Origin of the sequence: Piscinibacter defluvii (genome assembly GCF_004011805.1) — a bacterium.
GTDB lineage: Bacteria > Pseudomonadota > Gammaproteobacteria > Burkholderiales > Burkholderiaceae_C > Piscinibacter > Piscinibacter defluvii.
In genome coordinates, this window is the sequence record NZ_RCHJ01000022.1 from 82,519 (window position 1) to 97,377 (window position 14,859).

Below are 14,859 nucleotides of genomic sequence, written 5' to 3' on the forward strand. Positions count from 1 at the left end.
CGCTGCCCCACCCCGCACCGCATGGGTTTCTTGTCCTTCCTGCAGCGCCGTTCCTCGGCCGCCCCGGCCCCATCGTTCGGCAACGACGAGGACATCGCCGCGGCCCGCACCTGGGCGCGCCGCCGCCTGACCGGTGCCACGCTGCTGGTGCTGCTGGGCGTGATCGGCTTCCCGCTGGTGTTCGAGACCCAGCCGCGGCCGATCCCGGTCGACATACCGATCGAGATCCCGCGCAAGGACGGCGTGCCGGCCCTGGCCCTGCCGGCGCCGCGCAAGCCGGCGACGCAGGCCTCGGCGCCCGAGCATGCGCCGCGCGAGCCGGTGATCACCGAATCGGCCGCCGATGCCGGCAAGGAGGTCGTCGCGGCCAGGCCGGCCAGTGTGCCGGCGCCTGCACCGGCGGCGGCACCGGCCGAGCCGCCGAAGAAGGCCGTGGCCGCGGCCAAGCCCGCCTCGAGCAGCCCCGACGCCGCCCGCGCCCGTGCCCTGCTCGAAGGCAAGGAGCCGGCACCGGCCACCGCAGTGGCCGCGGCGAAGTCCGACACACCGGCCGAGGCGCCGGGCCGCTTCGTGGTCCAGGTCGGTGCCTTTGCCGATGCCGGCGCGGCGCGCGAGATGCGCGGCAAGGTCGAGAAGCTCGGTCTGAAGACCTACACGCAGGTCGTCGAAACCTCTTCCGGCAGCCGCATCCGCGTGCGTGCCGGCCCGTTCGGCTCGCGCGAAGAGGCCGACAAGGCACTCGCCAAGGCCAAGGCGGCCGGGCTGAACGCCGTCGTGCTCACGCTGTGAACGCGCTCGCGCATGGACATCGCATCGATCGGCTGGGTCGACTGGGCGCTGCTGGCCGTGCTGCTTGCCTCGGTGATCGTCGGGCTGGTGCGCGGTTTCGTGTTCGAACTGCTGTCGCTGCTGGGCTGGGTGGCCGCGTGGTTCGCGGCCCAGTGGTTTGCGCCGCCGGTGGCCGCGTGGCTTCCGGTGGGCACGCCGGGCTCGGCGCTCAACCTCGGCGCGGCCTTTGCGCTGACCTTCATCGCTGCGCTGGTGGTCTGGACGCTCGCGGCCCGGCTGATCCGCCTGGTGCTGCACGCCACCCCGCTGAGCCTGCCCGACCGGCTGCTCGGCGCGCTGTTCGGCGCGCTGCGCGGTGTGGTGCTGCTGCTCGCGCTGGCGGTGGTCGTCGGGCTCACGCCGGCGGCGCGATCCGCCGCCTGGCAGCAGTCGCATGGTGCGGCCGCGCTCGTGTCGGCCCTGCGGACCTTGATGCCGCTGCTGCCGGCGCCACTTGCACGTCATCTGCCGGCGGCCTGAGCGGCCCGGCTCCCTGAATCGAGGACCCAGCCATGTGCGGCATCGTCGGCGTCATCTCCCGCTCGCCCGTCAACCAGCTGATCTACGACGCGCTGCTGCTGCTGCAGCACCGCGGGCAGGACGCCGCGGGCATCGTCACGATGCTGGGCACCAAGTGCTTCATGCACAAGGCGCGCGGCATGGTGCGCGACGTGTTCCGCACCCGCAACATGCGCGCGCTGCCGGGCAGCGTCGGCCTCGGCCAGGTGCGCTACCCGACGGCCGGCAACGCGTACAACGAGGAGGAGGCGCAGCCCTTCTACGTCAACGCGCCGTTCGGCATCGTGCTGGTGCACAACGGCAACCTGACCAACGCGCACGCGCTGAAGCAGGAGCTGTTCGACATCGACCGGCGCCACATCAACACCGAGAGCGACACCGAGGTGCTGATCAACGTGCTGGCGCACGAGCTCGAGCTGGCCGCGCGCGAACTGCCGCTCTCGCCCGAGGCGATCTTCAAGGCGGTGAGTGCAGTGCACCGGCGCGTGAAGGGCTCGTACGCGGTGATCTCGCTGATCGCCGGGCACGGGCTGCTGGCGTTCCGCGACCCGTACGGCATCCGCCCGCTGGTGTTCGGCGAGGGCAGTTCGCCGGAGGGCCGCGAGGTGATGGTGGCCAGCGAGTCGGTCGCGCTCGAGGGCACCGGCCACACGCTGACGCGGGACGTGGCGCCCGGCGAGGCGATCTTCATCGACCTCGACGGACGCATCCACGCGCGCCAGTGCGCCGAGCGGCCGCAGCTGAACCCGTGCATGTTCGAGTACGTCTATCTGGCGCGGCCCGATTCGGTGATGGACGGCGTCTCGGTCTACCAGGCGCGCCTGAACATGGGCGAGACGCTGGCGCAGCGCGTCATCTCGACCATGCCGCCGTCGGAGATCGACGTCGTGATCCCGATCCCCGAATCGAGCCGTCCGTCGGCGATGCAGCTGGCGCAGAAGATCGGCAAGCCCTACCGCGAGGGCTTCGTGAAGAACCGCTACGTGGGCCGCACCTTCATCATGCCCGGCCAGGGCATGCGCAAGCGCTCGGTGCGGCAGAAGCTCAACGCGATCGCCAGCGAGTTCAAGGGCCGCAACGTGCTGCTGGTGGACGATTCGATCGTGCGCGGCACCACCAGCAAGGAGATCGTGCAGATGGCGCGCGACGCCGGCGCGCGCAAGGTCTACATGGCCTCGGCTGCGCCGCCGGTGCGCTTCCCGAACGTCTACGGCATCGACATGCCGACCAAGGACGAGCTGATCGCGCACAACCGCAGCACCGAGGAGATCCGCCAGTACATCGGCGCCGACGCGCTGATCTACCAGGACGTGGCGGCGATGAAGAAGGTGGTCGCCGCGCTGAACCCGAAGCTCGACGGCTTCGAGGCCTCGTGCTTCGACGGCGTCTACATCACCGGCGACATCAGCGCGCAGGACTTCGAGACCATCGCCGCGCAGCGCGCGACGCAGGGCGACGAGGAGGAGGGCGCACAGCGCTCGCGCCTGGCGCTGCAGGGCGCGACGGAGAACCCGTGATGAGCGACAAGAAGATCCCGCGCGTGGCGCTGCCCGACGACGTGCGGCTGGACACGCTGGCGGTGCGCGAGGGCCTGCCGCCCAGTGCCTGGGGCGAGAACTCCGAGGCGCTGTTCCTCACCAGCAGCTTCCGCCAGCCCGATGCGGCCACCGCGGCGGCGCGTTTCGCCAACGAGGAAGAGGCCTTCATCTACTCGCGCTTCACCAACCCCACGGTGACGATGTTCGAGCGCCGCCTGGCCGCGCTCGAGGGCGCCGAGGGCTGCATCGCCACCTCGAGCGGCATGAGCGCGATCCTGCTGCTCGGCATGGGCCTGCTGAAGGCGGGCGACCACGTGATCTGCTCGGTCAGCGTGTTCGGCTCGACCATCATGCTATTCGGCCGCGAGTTCGCGAAGTTCGGCATCGAGACCAGCTTCGTCTCGCAGACCGACGTCGGCGAGTGGGCGCGCGCGGTGAAGCCGAACACGAAGCTGCTGTTCGCCGAGTCGCCCACCAATCCGCTGACCGAGGTGTGCGACATCGCCGCGCTGGCCGCGATCGCCAGGCGCGCCGGGGCCTGGCTCGCGGTCGACAACTGCTTCTGCTCGCCGGCGCTGCAGCGGCCCATCGCGCTCGGTGCCGACCTCGTGATCCACTCCGGCACGAAATACCTCGACGGCCAGGGACGAGTCATCGCCGGCGCGATCTGCGGGCCGGAGCAGTTGATCAACGAGAAGTTCGTGCCGGTGATGCGCAGCGCGGGCATGTGCCTGTCGCCGTTCAACGCCTGGGTGGTGCTGAAGGGCCTGGAGACGCTGTCGATCCGCATGGAGGCGCAGAGCGCGCGGGCGATGAAGCTCGCTGCCTGGCTGGAGGCGCAGCCGCAGGTCGAGCGGTTGTACTACCCCGGCCTCGCCTCGCACCCGCAGCACGAGCTGGCGATGCGCCAGCAAGGCGGCAGCGGCGGGGCGGTGCTTTCGTTCATCGTCCGCGGGCAGCAGCAGGGCGGGGCGGCGCTGGCGCGCGCCAACGCCTTCCATGTGATCGACAGCACCCGGGTGTGCTCGATCACCGCCAACCTCGGCGACACCAAGACCACCATCACCCACCCGGCCAGCACCTCGCACGGCCGCCTCACCGAGGAGCAGCGCCAGGCTGCCGGCATCACGCAGGGCATGGTGCGCGTGGCCGTCGGGCTGGACGACGTCGAGGACCTGAAGGCGGACCTGCGCCGCGGCCTGGAGAGCCTTGCCCGATGACCCGTCGCGTACGCACCCGCATCGCCCCGTCGCCGACGGGTTTCCTGCACCTGGGCACCGCGCGCACCGCGCTGTTCTCCTGGGCCTTCGCGCGCCACCACGGCGGCGACTTCATCCTGCGCATCGAGGACACCGACGTCGCGCGTTCCACGCAGGAGGCGGTCGACCAGATCATCGCCGCGATGAAGTGGCTCGCGCTCGACTACGACGAGGGCCCGTTCTACCAGATGCAGCGGCTGGACCGCTACCGCGAGGTGATCGCGAAGATGCTCGCCGAGGGCACGGCCTACCACTGCTACTGCACGCCGGCCGAGCTCGACGCGATGCGCGAGGCGCAGCGCGCCCGTGGCGAGAAGCCGCGCTACGACGGCACTTGGCGCCCCGAGCCCGGCAAGGCGCTGCCGCCGGTGCCCGCCGGCGTGCCGCCGGTGGTGCGCTTCCGCAACCCGACGGACGGCGACGTGACCTGGGCCGACATGGTCAAGGGTCCGATCACGATCAGCAACCGCGAGCTCGACGACCTGATCATCTGCCGCCCCGACGGCACGCCGACCTACAACTTCTGCGTCGTGGTCGACGACTGGGACATGCAGATCAGCCACGTGATCCGCGGCGACGACCATGTCAACAACACGCCGCGCCAGATCAACATCCTGCGTGCGCTGGGCGCGGAGCTGCCGCAGTACGGCCACGTGCCGATGATCCTCGGCCCGGACGGCGACAAGCTGTCCAAGCGGCACGGGGCCGTCAGCGTGACGCAGTACGAGGAGGCCGGCTACCTGCCCGAGGCGATGGTCAACTACCTGGCCCGCCTGGGCTGGAGCCACGGCGATGCGGAGCTGTTCGACCGCGCCCAACTCGTGGCCTGGTTCGACGGCCAGCACATGGCGCGCAGCGCGGCGCAGTGGGACGCGGCGAAGCTGAACTGGGTCAACGCGCAGTACCTCAAGCAGATGGCCGACGAGCCCCTGGCAGGGCTGGTGGCGCTGCACCTTCAGCGTCGCGGCATCGCTGCCGTTGCCGACGAGCAACTGCAGCGCCGGTGCGCCTTGTTCAAGGACCGCTGCGCCACGCTGGTCGAACTGGCCGACTGGCTCGGCATGTACTTCGTGCCCGTGGAACCTCTTGCCGCGGAGGTGGCGGCGCATGTGACCGATGCGGTGCGCCCGGCGCTGCAGTCGCTGCGCGACCGGCTGACCGAGATCGACTGGGACAAGGCCACCATCGCCGCGGCGATCAAGGACGTGCTCGGCACACACGGGTTGAAGATGCCGCAACTGGCCACTGCCTTGCGCGTGCTGGTGTGCGGTCGTGCGCAGACCCCGTCGATCGACGCCGTGCTGGCGCTCTTCTCACGCGACACGGTGCTGAGTCGATTGCAGGCGGTCTGAAAAGCTGTCTATAATCGCAGTCTCGCTTGAAACTGTGACCGCTAGGCCTCGTTTGAAGTCGCAAGACACACCGGGGGTATAGCTCAGCTGGGAGAGCGCTTGCATGGCATGCAAGAGGTCAGCGGTTCGATCCCGCTTACCTCCACCACCAAGCCGGCCGGCGGACCGCAGATTCGGGTCGATGAAGGATTGAGTCCCCTTCGTCTAGAGGCCTAGGACACGACCCTTTCACGGTTGTAACAGGGGTTCGAATCCCCTAGGGGACGCCAAGTTTCGGCAGCGCTTGAGGAGCGATCCTGAAGCTGCCGGCCACGCGGAGTGGTAGTTCAGTTGGTTAGAATACCGGCCTGTCACGCCGGGGGTCGCGGGTTCGAGCCCCGTCCACTCCGCCAAGCATTTGCCAGGGCCGATTCCGAAGGGGATCGGCCCTTTTGTTTCAGTCCCCCGGGCGCCGGAGCTTCTGGTCGAGCTTGAGCATCAGCTTGAGGTACTCGAGCTGCGCATTCAGCCGGTTCAGTTCATCGACGAGAAGCTGCCATTGGCGGATCTGTGCGCGATCGCCAGGGGCGGGTGAGGGGGGCGGGGCGCTCGACATGTTCGGGGCGGGTGGTGTGCGGTTCATGGTCCGGTCATCGTTGCGACTGGACAATCCCGCGGCTCGGGTGAGCCTCGTCAACAGCGGGCCACGAACCACCCAAGTTCCCCTCGTTTGGAGGGTTTCTGGGCCGAGGGGCGCTGAACAGAATCGAGCCCGCCCTGGGAGTAGGAGGGCGCCAGCCCAACGGGCTTGTGCACAACAAAGGCTCACGCAATGCTCAAGGTCTTCCAACATCACATCCCCCTTTCGGCCGTGGCCGAGTGGCTCGCGGATGGGCTGTTCTGCTTCCTGGCAGTGATCCTGGCGGCGCAAGGCCTGCAGGCCACGCACATGGACAGCGTCGTTGCCGCCGTGCCGACCTCGCAGGTGGTCATCCCCGCCGTGGGTTTCGCAGCCCTGATGTCGCTGCTCTTCTCCGTGTTCGGCATGTACCGGTCGTCGGCGGTGTCGGTGGGCCTGCCGGCGCTGATCGGCCGGGCCTTCCTCGCCGTTCTGGTCGGGTCGGCCATCGCGTACTTCGCGCTCGATGCCGAAGGCTTCGGGGGGCGTGCCTGGGCGCTCGTGTTCCAGGCCATGCTGTTCATGCTGCTCGGCCTGGTGGTTGTCCGGCTGGTCTTCCATTTCGTGCGCCGTGCGGTGGTTGGTGCGCCGAAGGTCCTGATCGTCGGGGTCGGCGCGGAGGCGATCAGCGTGGCGGCGGACCTGGCCGTGCCCGGCCGTGCCCAGCGCCGCCTGATGGGCTACTACCCGGCCGGCAACGAGGAGAACGTTCCGGCCGATGCCCGCGTCTTCCCGCGCCACATGTCGCTGGCGGAGGTCGTCAGGACCCACGAGATCGATGAGGTCGTCGTCGCCGTTCGCGAGCAGCGTGGTGGCGGCGTCCCCATGGACGAACTGCTCGCCTGCCGCCTGCAAGGCACGCCCGTGCTCGACCTGGCGGGTTTCTACGAGCGCACCAAGGGACAGGTGCCGACCGAAAGCCTGAAGGCGAGCTGGCTGGTGTACGGCCATGGCTTCGTCCAAGGGCCCGTCCGGACGGCGGCGAAGAGGGCGTTCGACGTCGTCTGCTCGTCGCTGCTGCTCGCGCTGGCCTCGCCGGTGATGTTGCTGACGGCGGTGCTCATCAAGCTCGACAGCCACGGCCCGGTGATCTACCGGCAGGAACGCGTCGGCCTGCGCGGCCGCCCGTTCATGTGCCTGAAGTTCCGCAGCATGTGCACCGACGCCGAGAAGGATGGCGTGGCCCGTTGGGCGAGCAAGAACGACGCGCGCGTGACGCGCGTGGGCGCATTCATCCGCAAGTGCCGCATCGACGAACTTCCGCAACTGATCAGCGTGCTCAAGGGTGAGATGAGTCTGGTCGGGCCGCGCCCCGAGCGGCCGTCGTTCGTGGCCCAGCTGCGCGAGCAGATTCCCTTCTACGACATCCGCCACAGCGTGAAGCCTGGCGTGACGGGCTGGGCTCAGGTTCGCTACAGCTATGGCGCCTCGATCGAGGACGCACGCCGCAAGCACGAGTACGACCTGTACTACGTCAAGAACAACTCGCTGTTCCTCGACCTGCTGGTGCTGATCGAGACGGTCAGCGTGGTTCTGTTCCGCGAGGGCGCTCAGTAGCTCCGGCCGGCGGCCTGCGGCCGACGGTCCGGGGGACAATGCGCACCAATACCCCCGGTCGGGGCTTGGAGCTTGGGCACGCCTTTGATAGGGTGTCGATCGACACAACGCCAGGGCGATCGCGGCTGTGCGCAGTCCGCTTCGGTCGCCCACCATCATGTACGAATCGCACTTCGGCCTGTCCGGTCCGCCGTTCAGCCTGAACCCCGACCCCGAGTTCTACTTCCAGAGCAAGGGGCATGGGCATGCGTTGTCCTACCTGCGCTTTGGTGTGCATCAGGGCGAAGGCTTCGTGGTCGTCACGGGCGACATCGGTGCCGGCAAGACGACCCTGGTACGCACGCTGTTGTCGGAACTCGACGCCGCCAAGATCGTTGCGGCGCAGATCGTCAGCACGCAGCTCGATGCCGGTGATCTGCTCCGATCTGTCGCCATCTCGTTCGGCATTGCCATCAAGGAGCTGACGAAGGCCGAGCTGATCGCCTCGATCGAGGCCTTCCTGACCCTGCTGGTGACCCAGGGCCGGCGTGCGCTCCTGATCATCGACGAGGCGCAGAACCTGCACCTGCAGGCCATCGAGGAACTGCGCATGCTGTCGAACTTCCAGCTCGGCAACCATGCATTGCTGCAGAGTTTCCTGGTCGGCCAGCCGGAACTGCGGACGCTGTTGACCTCCAAGCCGATGGAGCAGTTCAGGCAGCGCGTGATCGCATCGTGCCACCTGGGCCCGATGGAGCGCGAAGAAACGCAGCGCTACGTCGAACATCGACTGCACAAGGTCGGTTGGTCCGGCCGCCCGCGTTTCGAACCGGCGACATTCGATCGGATCCATGCGGCCACCGCGGGCGTGCCGCGGCGAGTGAACATGCTGTGCAGCAGGCTGCTGCTATCCGCGTACCTGGCTGATCAGGACTTGATCGACGAAGCCATGGTCGACGCCGTCGCCGACGAGGCGCGTGCCGAGGTCGGTGATTCGGCCGTCGTGCCCACGGCCTCGCACGCCGAGCCGCTGGCCGCCGGACCCACGGCTCTCCATGCCGCCGTCCACGCGCCGCTGCATGCCCCGCGGCGTCGGCCGTCCACGTCCGCAGGGGGGCCGATGCTGTGTGTCGCGGCCGACGGCGCCGACGACATCAAGATGGCCATGCTGCTGCGCGCGCTTCAGCAGCGCAAGGAGGCGCCGCCGCTGGTACATGTGCGCATCGGCGAGCCGGCGGAATTCACCCCGAACGACGCGTTCCTGGCAAGGATCGGACTGGACGTGCCGACCGTCGAGGTGGAGGTGTCCGCCGGAACCGCCGCTGCTCGAATGGCGGAGGTCATGCGCGACTTCGCCCGGCTCGTCGAACTGCACAAGCCGGCGGCCGTCGTCGTGATCGGCAACAGTGACGCAGCGCTCGCCTGCGCGCTCGTGGCGGACAAGACCGGCTGCCGGGTCGCCCATCTCGATGACGGCCGTCGGGGCGCGAATCGGCGTGATGCAGCCGAGGTGAACCGCGCCTTGCTGTGGCGCATCGCCGATGCGCATTGCACACCGGACCGTGTGGCCTACGACGCGCTTGTCGCGGACGGTGCGGGCGAGTCTCGCGTGTTGCTGACCGGCGATCTGCTTTCGGAGGCGGTCTCGCTGGCGCGCTCGTCCACGGAGGCAGAACCCGGCGCGGTGGTCGGCCGCAAGGCTGGATACTGTGTCGTGCTCGTCAAATCGGCAATCGACATGGACGATCGGCACTATCTCGCCGAGCTCCTGGCGATGTTGCGCAAGCTCAGTCGCGACGTCCCCATCGTGTGGCCGATGTCCGCGGGCTTCGGCGCGCAGCTGGAGTCGCTCGGGCTGCGCAAGTCGCTGCGCGACGCCAACATCGACGTCGTCAAGCCGCTGGGCTACATCGAGCAGGTGGCCCTGCTGGGTGGGGCCCGCTACGTGCTCACGGACTCGCAGGACGTGCACCAGGAGGCCAGCGTCCTCGACGTCCCGGCGCTGCTGCTCGAAATGCGCAGCGGACAGGCCGGTGGAGCGCCAGCCGCTCTGCTGGGCGACCTGCATCGGCGCCAGGGTGCCGATGCACTGAACCTGTTGCGGTCGCAGACGCGTACCCAGGCTGCGCCCTTGCCGCACGAACTTCACCCGGGCGAGCGCATCGCCGATCACCTGACGCGCTGGATCGGCGTCGAGGAGCTGGACGAGACCCTGGCGACCTGAACCGACCGCCCGGAGCGCTTGCGGCCGTGCAGGATGCCGCGCAGTGTGGACGCGGGATGAGTTCCCCCCCGTCTGAAGTGCTTGCGCCGACCCTGCCTGCTTGTATCCTCGCCGCGTCGTCGGTCGGGCACACTTCGACGTTGCCAGGATCGCGCAGCCTGCGCCAAGCGGCAGGTCGAACGCCCGATGGTCAGAGCTAGGCGCCCCAGCCGGGAGTTGGACATCCGGATCGCGATCCAGGATCAGCGTACTCTTCATGGAGATTGAAATGGCCACAGAACCGTCAGCCCCCCGCCTGCTGCGCATGATCGGGCCGGTGCTTGCGTTGATCCTCGCCGCCGCGCTTTCGGCATGCAGCATCAACCGCCATCCGGCCGCGCCGGTGTCCGCCGCCACGCCCGACTACCGTTACCTCATCGGCCCGCTGGACACGATCAACATCATCGTCTGGCGCAATCCGGAACTGTCGCTCGCGGTGCCGGTCCGCCCGGACGGCAAGATCTCCACGCCGCTGGTCGAGGACCTGCCGGCCATCGGACGCAACCCCACCGACCTGGCCCGCGACATCGAGAAAGCCCTTGCCAAGTACACGCGGGACCCGGTGGTCACGGTCGTGGTGACCGGCTTCCAGGGCGCGAGCAGCGAGCAGATCCGCATCATCGGCGAAGCGGCCAAGCCGCAGGCCATCCCGTACCGCCAGAACATGACACTGCTGGACGTGATGATCCAGGTGGGCGGGCTCACCGATTTCGCCGACGGAAACAGTGCCGTCCTCGTGCGCGGCAAGGAGGGCGGAAAGCCGTACGGGGTGCGTCTGAAGGACCTGATCAAGCGCGGCGACATCTCCGCCAACGTCGACGTGCGGCCGGGCGACGTGCTGATCATCCCGCAGGGCTGGTTCTGAGGCCCGCCGAGCAGCGCAGCGCAGGAACGCCATGCAGGATCTGATTGCTCAGGCGCTATCGATCGCCCGCGGCATGTGGCGGCACCGCTGGGCGGGCCTGATCGCCGCGTGGATCGTCGGCGTGCTGGGTGCGGCCGTGCTGTGGAACATGCAGGACCGCTACGAGGCGACGGCGCGTGTCTACGTCGACACGAAAAGCGTGCTGCGCCCGCTGATGCGCGATCTGGCGGTCGAACCCGACGTCGACCAGACGATCGCGATGCTGGCGAAGACATTGATCACGCGTCCGAATGTCGAAGTGCTGATGCGCAAGTCTCACCTCGACACGCTTCCCGCCGAGGAGCGCGAGCGCATGATCGCCATGTTCATGCGCGAGATCCGCTTGTCGGGCAGCGGCCGGGACAACGTGTTCACGTTCTCCTACCGCGACCAGAGCATGGAGCGCGCCCGAGGCATCGTGCAGAACCTCGTGGCGCTGTTCGTCGAATCCGACCTGGGGGCGAAGCAGCGCGACACCGAGGCGGCGCGTGACTTCATCGACCAGCAGATCCGGCAGTACGAGGGCCGGCTTGCGGAGGCGGAGACCCGCCTGAAGGAGTTCAAGGTCCGCAACATGGGCGTGACCGAGGTGTCGGGGCGCGACTACTTCGCGCGCATGACGACACTGACCGAAGAACTTGGCAAGCTCGGCACGGACTTGCGGGCCGCCGAGCAGTCGCGCGATGCGCTGCGTCGCGAACTCGACGGCGAGGTGGCGACACTGGTTCCCGACGTGCCGACCGTCGGCGCGGTGTCCACGCCCGAGATCGACGCCCGGCTGGACGCCCAGCGGCGCCAGCTCGACGAGTTGCTGCGCCGCTACACCGACCTGCATCCCGACGTGGTCTCGACCCGGCGTCTGATCGCGCGACTCGAGGAGCAGCGGCAGCAGGAGATCGAGTCTGCCAAGCGTCGCGCTGCCGCCGAGGCCAAGACCGCCGGCAAGGCGCCGACGAATCCGGTCTTCCAGCAGGTCAAGTTGGCGCTGGCCGAGGCCGAGGCGAACGTCGCGTCGCTCAAGGTGCGTGTGGCCGAGACGCAGACGCGCCTGAACCAGCTCAAGTCGTCGGCCAATCGGGTGCCCCAGGTCGAGGCGGAACTGGCGCAGCTGAACCGGGACTACGAGGTGGTCCGCCGCAACTACGAGGCCTTGGTCGGCAAGCGCGAGAAGGCCTCGCTGTCGGAAGACGTCGAATCGCAACGTCTCGCTCAGTTCCGCGTGATCGATCCGCCGCGCACCGCGGAGAAGCCCGTGTTCCCGAACCGCCGGGGTGTGGCGCCGCTGATTCTCGTGGCGGCGCTGCTCGCCGGTGTCGGGGTCAGTTTCGTGCTGACGCAGATCTTGCCGACCTTCGAGGGCGCACGGGCGCTGCGCAGAATCACGCAGCGGCCGATCCTGGGCAGCATCTCGATGAACACGCCGCCCGAGGCGATCCGCAAGGCGCGCCGCCTGAACCTCGCGTTCGGGTCCGGTCTGTCGATGCTGGTTCTCGTGTACGGCGTCGGCATGGCGTGGCTGGCCGGCCGGGTGGGGCACTAGGGGGATCGTGTGAGCATCGTCGAACAGGCCGTCCGTCGCCTCGAGGAACTGCGCCGCAGCGGCATCGAGCCCCCAGCCGGCACCGTGCGACCGCCGACGGCCTCCCAGCCCGCTGCGCAGCCCCCGGCGCCGGCGCCGGCGCAGGGCGAGGCCGCAGCGCCACGCGAGAAACCGCACGTCGCGTCCGAGTCGCCCACGTCCGGCAAGGCGTCGAGGACGGTCAACATCGACCTCGGATCGCTCGCGGCCGCCGGCTACCTCACGCCGGAGACCCCGCGTGCCCGCATCGCCGACGAGTTCCGCGTGGTGAAGCGGCCGCTGCTGTCCCGCATCGAGGCCAGCGCAAATCGGCCCGGCTCGAACCTCCTGATGGTGAGCAGTTCCTTGCCTGGGGAAGGCAAGACCTTCGTCTCCGTCAACCTCGCCATCAGCCTTGCGATGGAGCTCGACAAGACCGTCCTGCTCGTCGACGCCGATGTGTCGCGTCCCTCCGTCCTGAAGCGGCTCGGCCTGCCGCAGGCGCCCGGCTTGCTCGATCTGCTGACCGATCCCGCCGTCGGCGTGAGCGACGTGCTGTTGCGCACCAACATCCCGAAGCTCAGCCTGCTGCCGGCGGGCCGACAGCATGGCCGGGCGACCGAACTGCTGGCCAGCGAGGCCATGCGCCGTCTGCTCGACGAACTGTCGAACCGCTACGCCGACCGCATACTGCTGTTCGATTCGCCGCCGCTGCTGCCGTCCACCGAATCGCGCGTGCTCGCCACCCGGATGGGGCAGGTCCTGCTCGTGGTCGAAGCCGACAAGACCTCGCAGAAGACCCTGGAGCAGGCGCTGGCCACGCTCGAGCAGTGCCCCGACGTCAGCCTGCTGCTGAACAAGATCAGCCGGTCCGAGGTGGGCTCGTACTATGGCTACTATGCCCCGGACGAGGCCTGAACGCTCCGGCCGGCGGGGGGCTCGCGCCGCGGCAGCCTTGCTGCTGGCCGGCCTGCCACTCGGGGCGGCCGTGGGCCAGGTGCGCCAGGTCGAGTTCGGTGTGGGGACCGATCTGACCTGGACCAGCAACTCGTCGTTCGGGGTGGCCGATGGCGAGTCGGATGCTGCGCTGCAGGTTCAGCCCCGCGTCCGGGTGCGCAGCGAAGGCGCGCGGGTCAGGATCAACGGCTCTGCGGCCGTGTCCGCCCTGACCTACGCCAACGGGACGCAGCGCAGCCGGACGGATCCGACCGCCGACATCCAGGCCCGGCTCGAAGCCATCGAACGGCTGTTCTTCGTCGAGGTCGGCTACCGCGCCGCGCAGACCAGCGGCGACGTGTTCGGCGCGCAGCCCGACACCGCGTCGACGGCCAACACGCTGACCACCTCGCAGTGGCGAGTGAGCCCCTTCGTCGAGGGGCAGGCCGGGACGGACCTGCGCTACCGGCTGCGCAGCGACAACTCATGGACGCGCGAGATCGGCGAGACCACGGTCGTCGCCCCGGCTGCGGGGGGCTACTTCGGCCGCCACGGCGGCTCGATCGAGCAGGATCCGCGCCCGTTCGGCTGGCGGCTCGAGGCCGAGCGTTCGATCACGCGCTACGACAACCCGCTCGAGGACGAGGTCATCATCAGCCTGGCGCGCGGCATCGTCAGCTACGCCCCCACGCCGGAGTGGAGCGTCGGACTGCGCGCCGGCCAGGAGCGCAACAACGTCGCTGCCGGCGAGCTGAAGCGCCGCACGCTCTACGGCGCTGAGACCCGCTGGCAGCCGACGCCGCGCACGACCTTCAGCGTTTCCGGTGAGCGCCGTTTCTTCGGCAACGCGTGGAGCCTGGCCTTCGACCACCGGCGGCCGCTGCTGGCCTGGAACATCGCGCTGAACCGCGGGGTCGACACGACGCCGCAATCGCTGTTCGACCTGCCTGCCACCGACAACGTCGCCGGCCTGCTGGATGCGATGTTCACGACGCGCTACCCCAATCCGGCTGAACGGGCGCAGGTCGTTGCCGACTTCATCGAACAGCAGGGCCTGCCGCGCTCGACATCGTCGCCGCGCAGCCTGTTCGCGCCGCGCTTCAGCCTGGTCACGAGCCGGCGCGCGTCGGTGTCGTTCATCGGGGTGCGCCACACGCTGACCTTCAGCGGCTACGCCATCAGGACCGAAGATGCGCTCGACAGCGGCCCGTTCGCTCTCGGCGACGTGGCGTCAAACAACGCTCAGCGCGGTGCGAGTGTCGTCCTCAGCCATCGGCTGACTCCATTGACCTCGCTGACGATGACGGCCAACTGGAGCCGGATCCGTGCCTTGAACGCCAGCGACGAGACCACCGAGCAAGGCCTGCGGATCCAGGCCTCGATGCAACTGGCGCCGCAGACGACCGGCGTCTTCGGCGCACGCTACCGAAAGCTCGATTCCAGCATCGCGTTCGAAGGGCACGAGGACGCCGTGTTCCTGGGACTGGACCATCGCTTCTGACAGCCTG

Annotated in this window: 12 protein-coding genes and 3 tRNA genes; 14 read left to right on the forward strand and 1 reads right to left on the reverse strand. The window is 68.9% G+C overall.

Annotation, left to right across the window (positions count from 1 at the left end; translation table 11 throughout):
* The first annotated feature begins 21 nt into the window (after positions 1-21).
* The 8 genes from D9C15_RS26870 to D9C15_RS26905 all read left to right on the forward strand — a co-directional run bounded on the left by D9C15_RS26870 (position 22) and on the right by D9C15_RS26905 (position 5,888).
* The gene (locus D9C15_RS26870; protein ID WP_128001936.1) at positions 22-789 is read left to right on the forward strand and encodes an SPOR domain-containing protein; all 768 of its coding nucleotides are present in this window, start codon (positions 22-24) and stop codon (positions 787-789) included.
* A 12-nt stretch (positions 790-801) separates the two neighbouring features.
* Positions 802-1,308: a CvpA family protein gene (locus D9C15_RS26875; protein ID WP_310734506.1), complete on the forward strand. Its 507-nt coding sequence runs from the start codon at positions 802-804 to the stop codon at positions 1,306-1,308.
* A 32-nt stretch (positions 1,309-1,340) separates the two neighbouring features.
* Positions 1,341-2,864, forward strand: a complete 1,524-nt coding sequence (purF, locus tag D9C15_RS26880) for an amidophosphoribosyltransferase (RefSeq protein WP_128001938.1) — start codon at positions 1,341-1,343, stop codon at positions 2,862-2,864.
* Positions 2,864-4,105, forward strand: coding sequence for an O-succinylhomoserine sulfhydrylase (locus D9C15_RS26885; RefSeq protein ID WP_128001940.1), 1,242 nt, complete (start codon positions 2,864-2,866; stop codon positions 4,103-4,105). Before purF ends, D9C15_RS26885 begins: the two co-directional genes overlap by 1 nt.
* Positions 4,102-5,496, forward strand: coding sequence for a glutamate--tRNA ligase (gene gltX / locus D9C15_RS26890; RefSeq protein WP_128001942.1), 1,395 nt, complete (start codon positions 4,102-4,104; stop codon positions 5,494-5,496). Before D9C15_RS26885 ends, gltX begins: the two co-directional genes overlap by 4 nt.
* 72 nt (positions 5,497-5,568) lie before the next feature.
* Positions 5,569-5,644 (forward strand) — tRNA-Ala (locus tag D9C15_RS26895).
* A gap of 45 nt (positions 5,645-5,689) precedes the next feature.
* Positions 5,690-5,765, forward strand: a tRNA-Glu gene (locus D9C15_RS26900).
* Positions 5,766-5,811: 46 nt separating this feature from the next.
* Positions 5,812-5,888: transfer RNA gene (locus D9C15_RS26905), tRNA-Asp, on the forward strand.
* A 44-nt stretch (positions 5,889-5,932) separates the two neighbouring features.
* Here D9C15_RS26905 and D9C15_RS26910 read toward each other — a convergent pair.
* Positions 5,933-6,118, reverse strand: a complete 186-nt coding sequence (locus D9C15_RS26910; protein ID WP_128001944.1) for a hypothetical protein — start codon at positions 6,116-6,118, stop codon at positions 5,933-5,935.
* Positions 6,119-6,346: 228 nt separating this feature from the next.
* Here D9C15_RS26910 and D9C15_RS26915 point away from each other — a divergent pair, with 228 nt between their 5' ends.
* The 6 genes from D9C15_RS26915 (at position 6,347) to D9C15_RS26940 (ending at position 14,852) form a co-directional block, all read left to right on the forward strand.
* Entirely contained in the window at positions 6,347-7,711 is a 1,365-nt protein-coding gene (locus D9C15_RS26915) for a sugar transferase (protein WP_240668610.1), read from the forward strand.
* A gap of 157 nt (positions 7,712-7,868) precedes the next feature.
* Positions 7,869-9,914: an XrtA/PEP-CTERM system-associated ATPase gene (locus D9C15_RS26920; RefSeq protein ID WP_128001948.1), complete on the forward strand. Its 2,046-nt coding sequence runs from the start codon at positions 7,869-7,871 to the stop codon at positions 9,912-9,914.
* A 268-nt stretch (positions 9,915-10,182) separates the two neighbouring features.
* A complete protein-coding gene (locus D9C15_RS26925; protein WP_128001950.1) occupies positions 10,183-10,818 on the forward strand; it encodes an XrtA/PEP-CTERM system exopolysaccharide export protein in 636 nt (211 codons plus the stop codon).
* Positions 10,819-10,849: 31 nt separating this feature from the next.
* Positions 10,850-12,397, forward strand: a complete 1,548-nt coding sequence (locus D9C15_RS26930; RefSeq protein ID WP_128001952.1) for an XrtA system polysaccharide chain length determinant — start codon at positions 10,850-10,852, stop codon at positions 12,395-12,397.
* Positions 12,398-12,406: 9 nt separating this feature from the next.
* Positions 12,407-13,333, forward strand: a complete 927-nt coding sequence (locus tag D9C15_RS26935; RefSeq protein ID WP_128001954.1) for an XrtA-associated tyrosine autokinase — start codon at positions 12,407-12,409, stop codon at positions 13,331-13,333.
* A gap of 37 nt (positions 13,334-13,370) precedes the next feature.
* Entirely contained in the window at positions 13,371-14,852 is a 1,482-nt protein-coding gene (locus tag D9C15_RS26940; protein WP_164886869.1) for a TIGR03016 family PEP-CTERM system-associated outer membrane protein, read from the forward strand.
* Positions 14,853-14,859: the final 7 nt, after the last annotated feature.

Coding starts and splice junctions, on each gene's coding strand:
- gltX (WP_128001942.1), top strand. CDS start 4,102: ATGACCCGTCGCGTACGCACCCGCATCGCCCCGTCGCCGACGGGTTTC.
- D9C15_RS26885 (WP_128001940.1), top strand. CDS start 2,864: ATGAGCGACAAGAAGATCCCGCGCGTGGCGCTGCCCGACGACGTGCGG.
- D9C15_RS26920 (WP_128001948.1), top strand. CDS start 7,869: ATGTACGAATCGCACTTCGGCCTGTCCGGTCCGCCGTTCAGCCTGAAC.
- D9C15_RS26870 (WP_128001936.1), top strand. CDS start 22: ATGGGTTTCTTGTCCTTCCTGCAGCGCCGTTCCTCGGCCGCCCCGGCC.
- purF (WP_128001938.1), top strand. CDS start 1,341: ATGTGCGGCATCGTCGGCGTCATCTCCCGCTCGCCCGTCAACCAGCTG.
- D9C15_RS26925 (WP_128001950.1), top strand. CDS start 10,183: ATGGCCACAGAACCGTCAGCCCCCCGCCTGCTGCGCATGATCGGGCCG.
- D9C15_RS26910 (WP_128001944.1), bottom strand. CDS start 6,118: ATGAACCGCACACCACCCGCCCCGAACATGTCGAGCGCCCCGCCCCCC.
- D9C15_RS26930 (WP_128001952.1), top strand. CDS start 10,850: ATGCAGGATCTGATTGCTCAGGCGCTATCGATCGCCCGCGGCATGTGG.
- D9C15_RS26875 (WP_310734506.1), top strand. CDS start 802: ATGGACATCGCATCGATCGGCTGGGTCGACTGGGCGCTGCTGGCCGTG.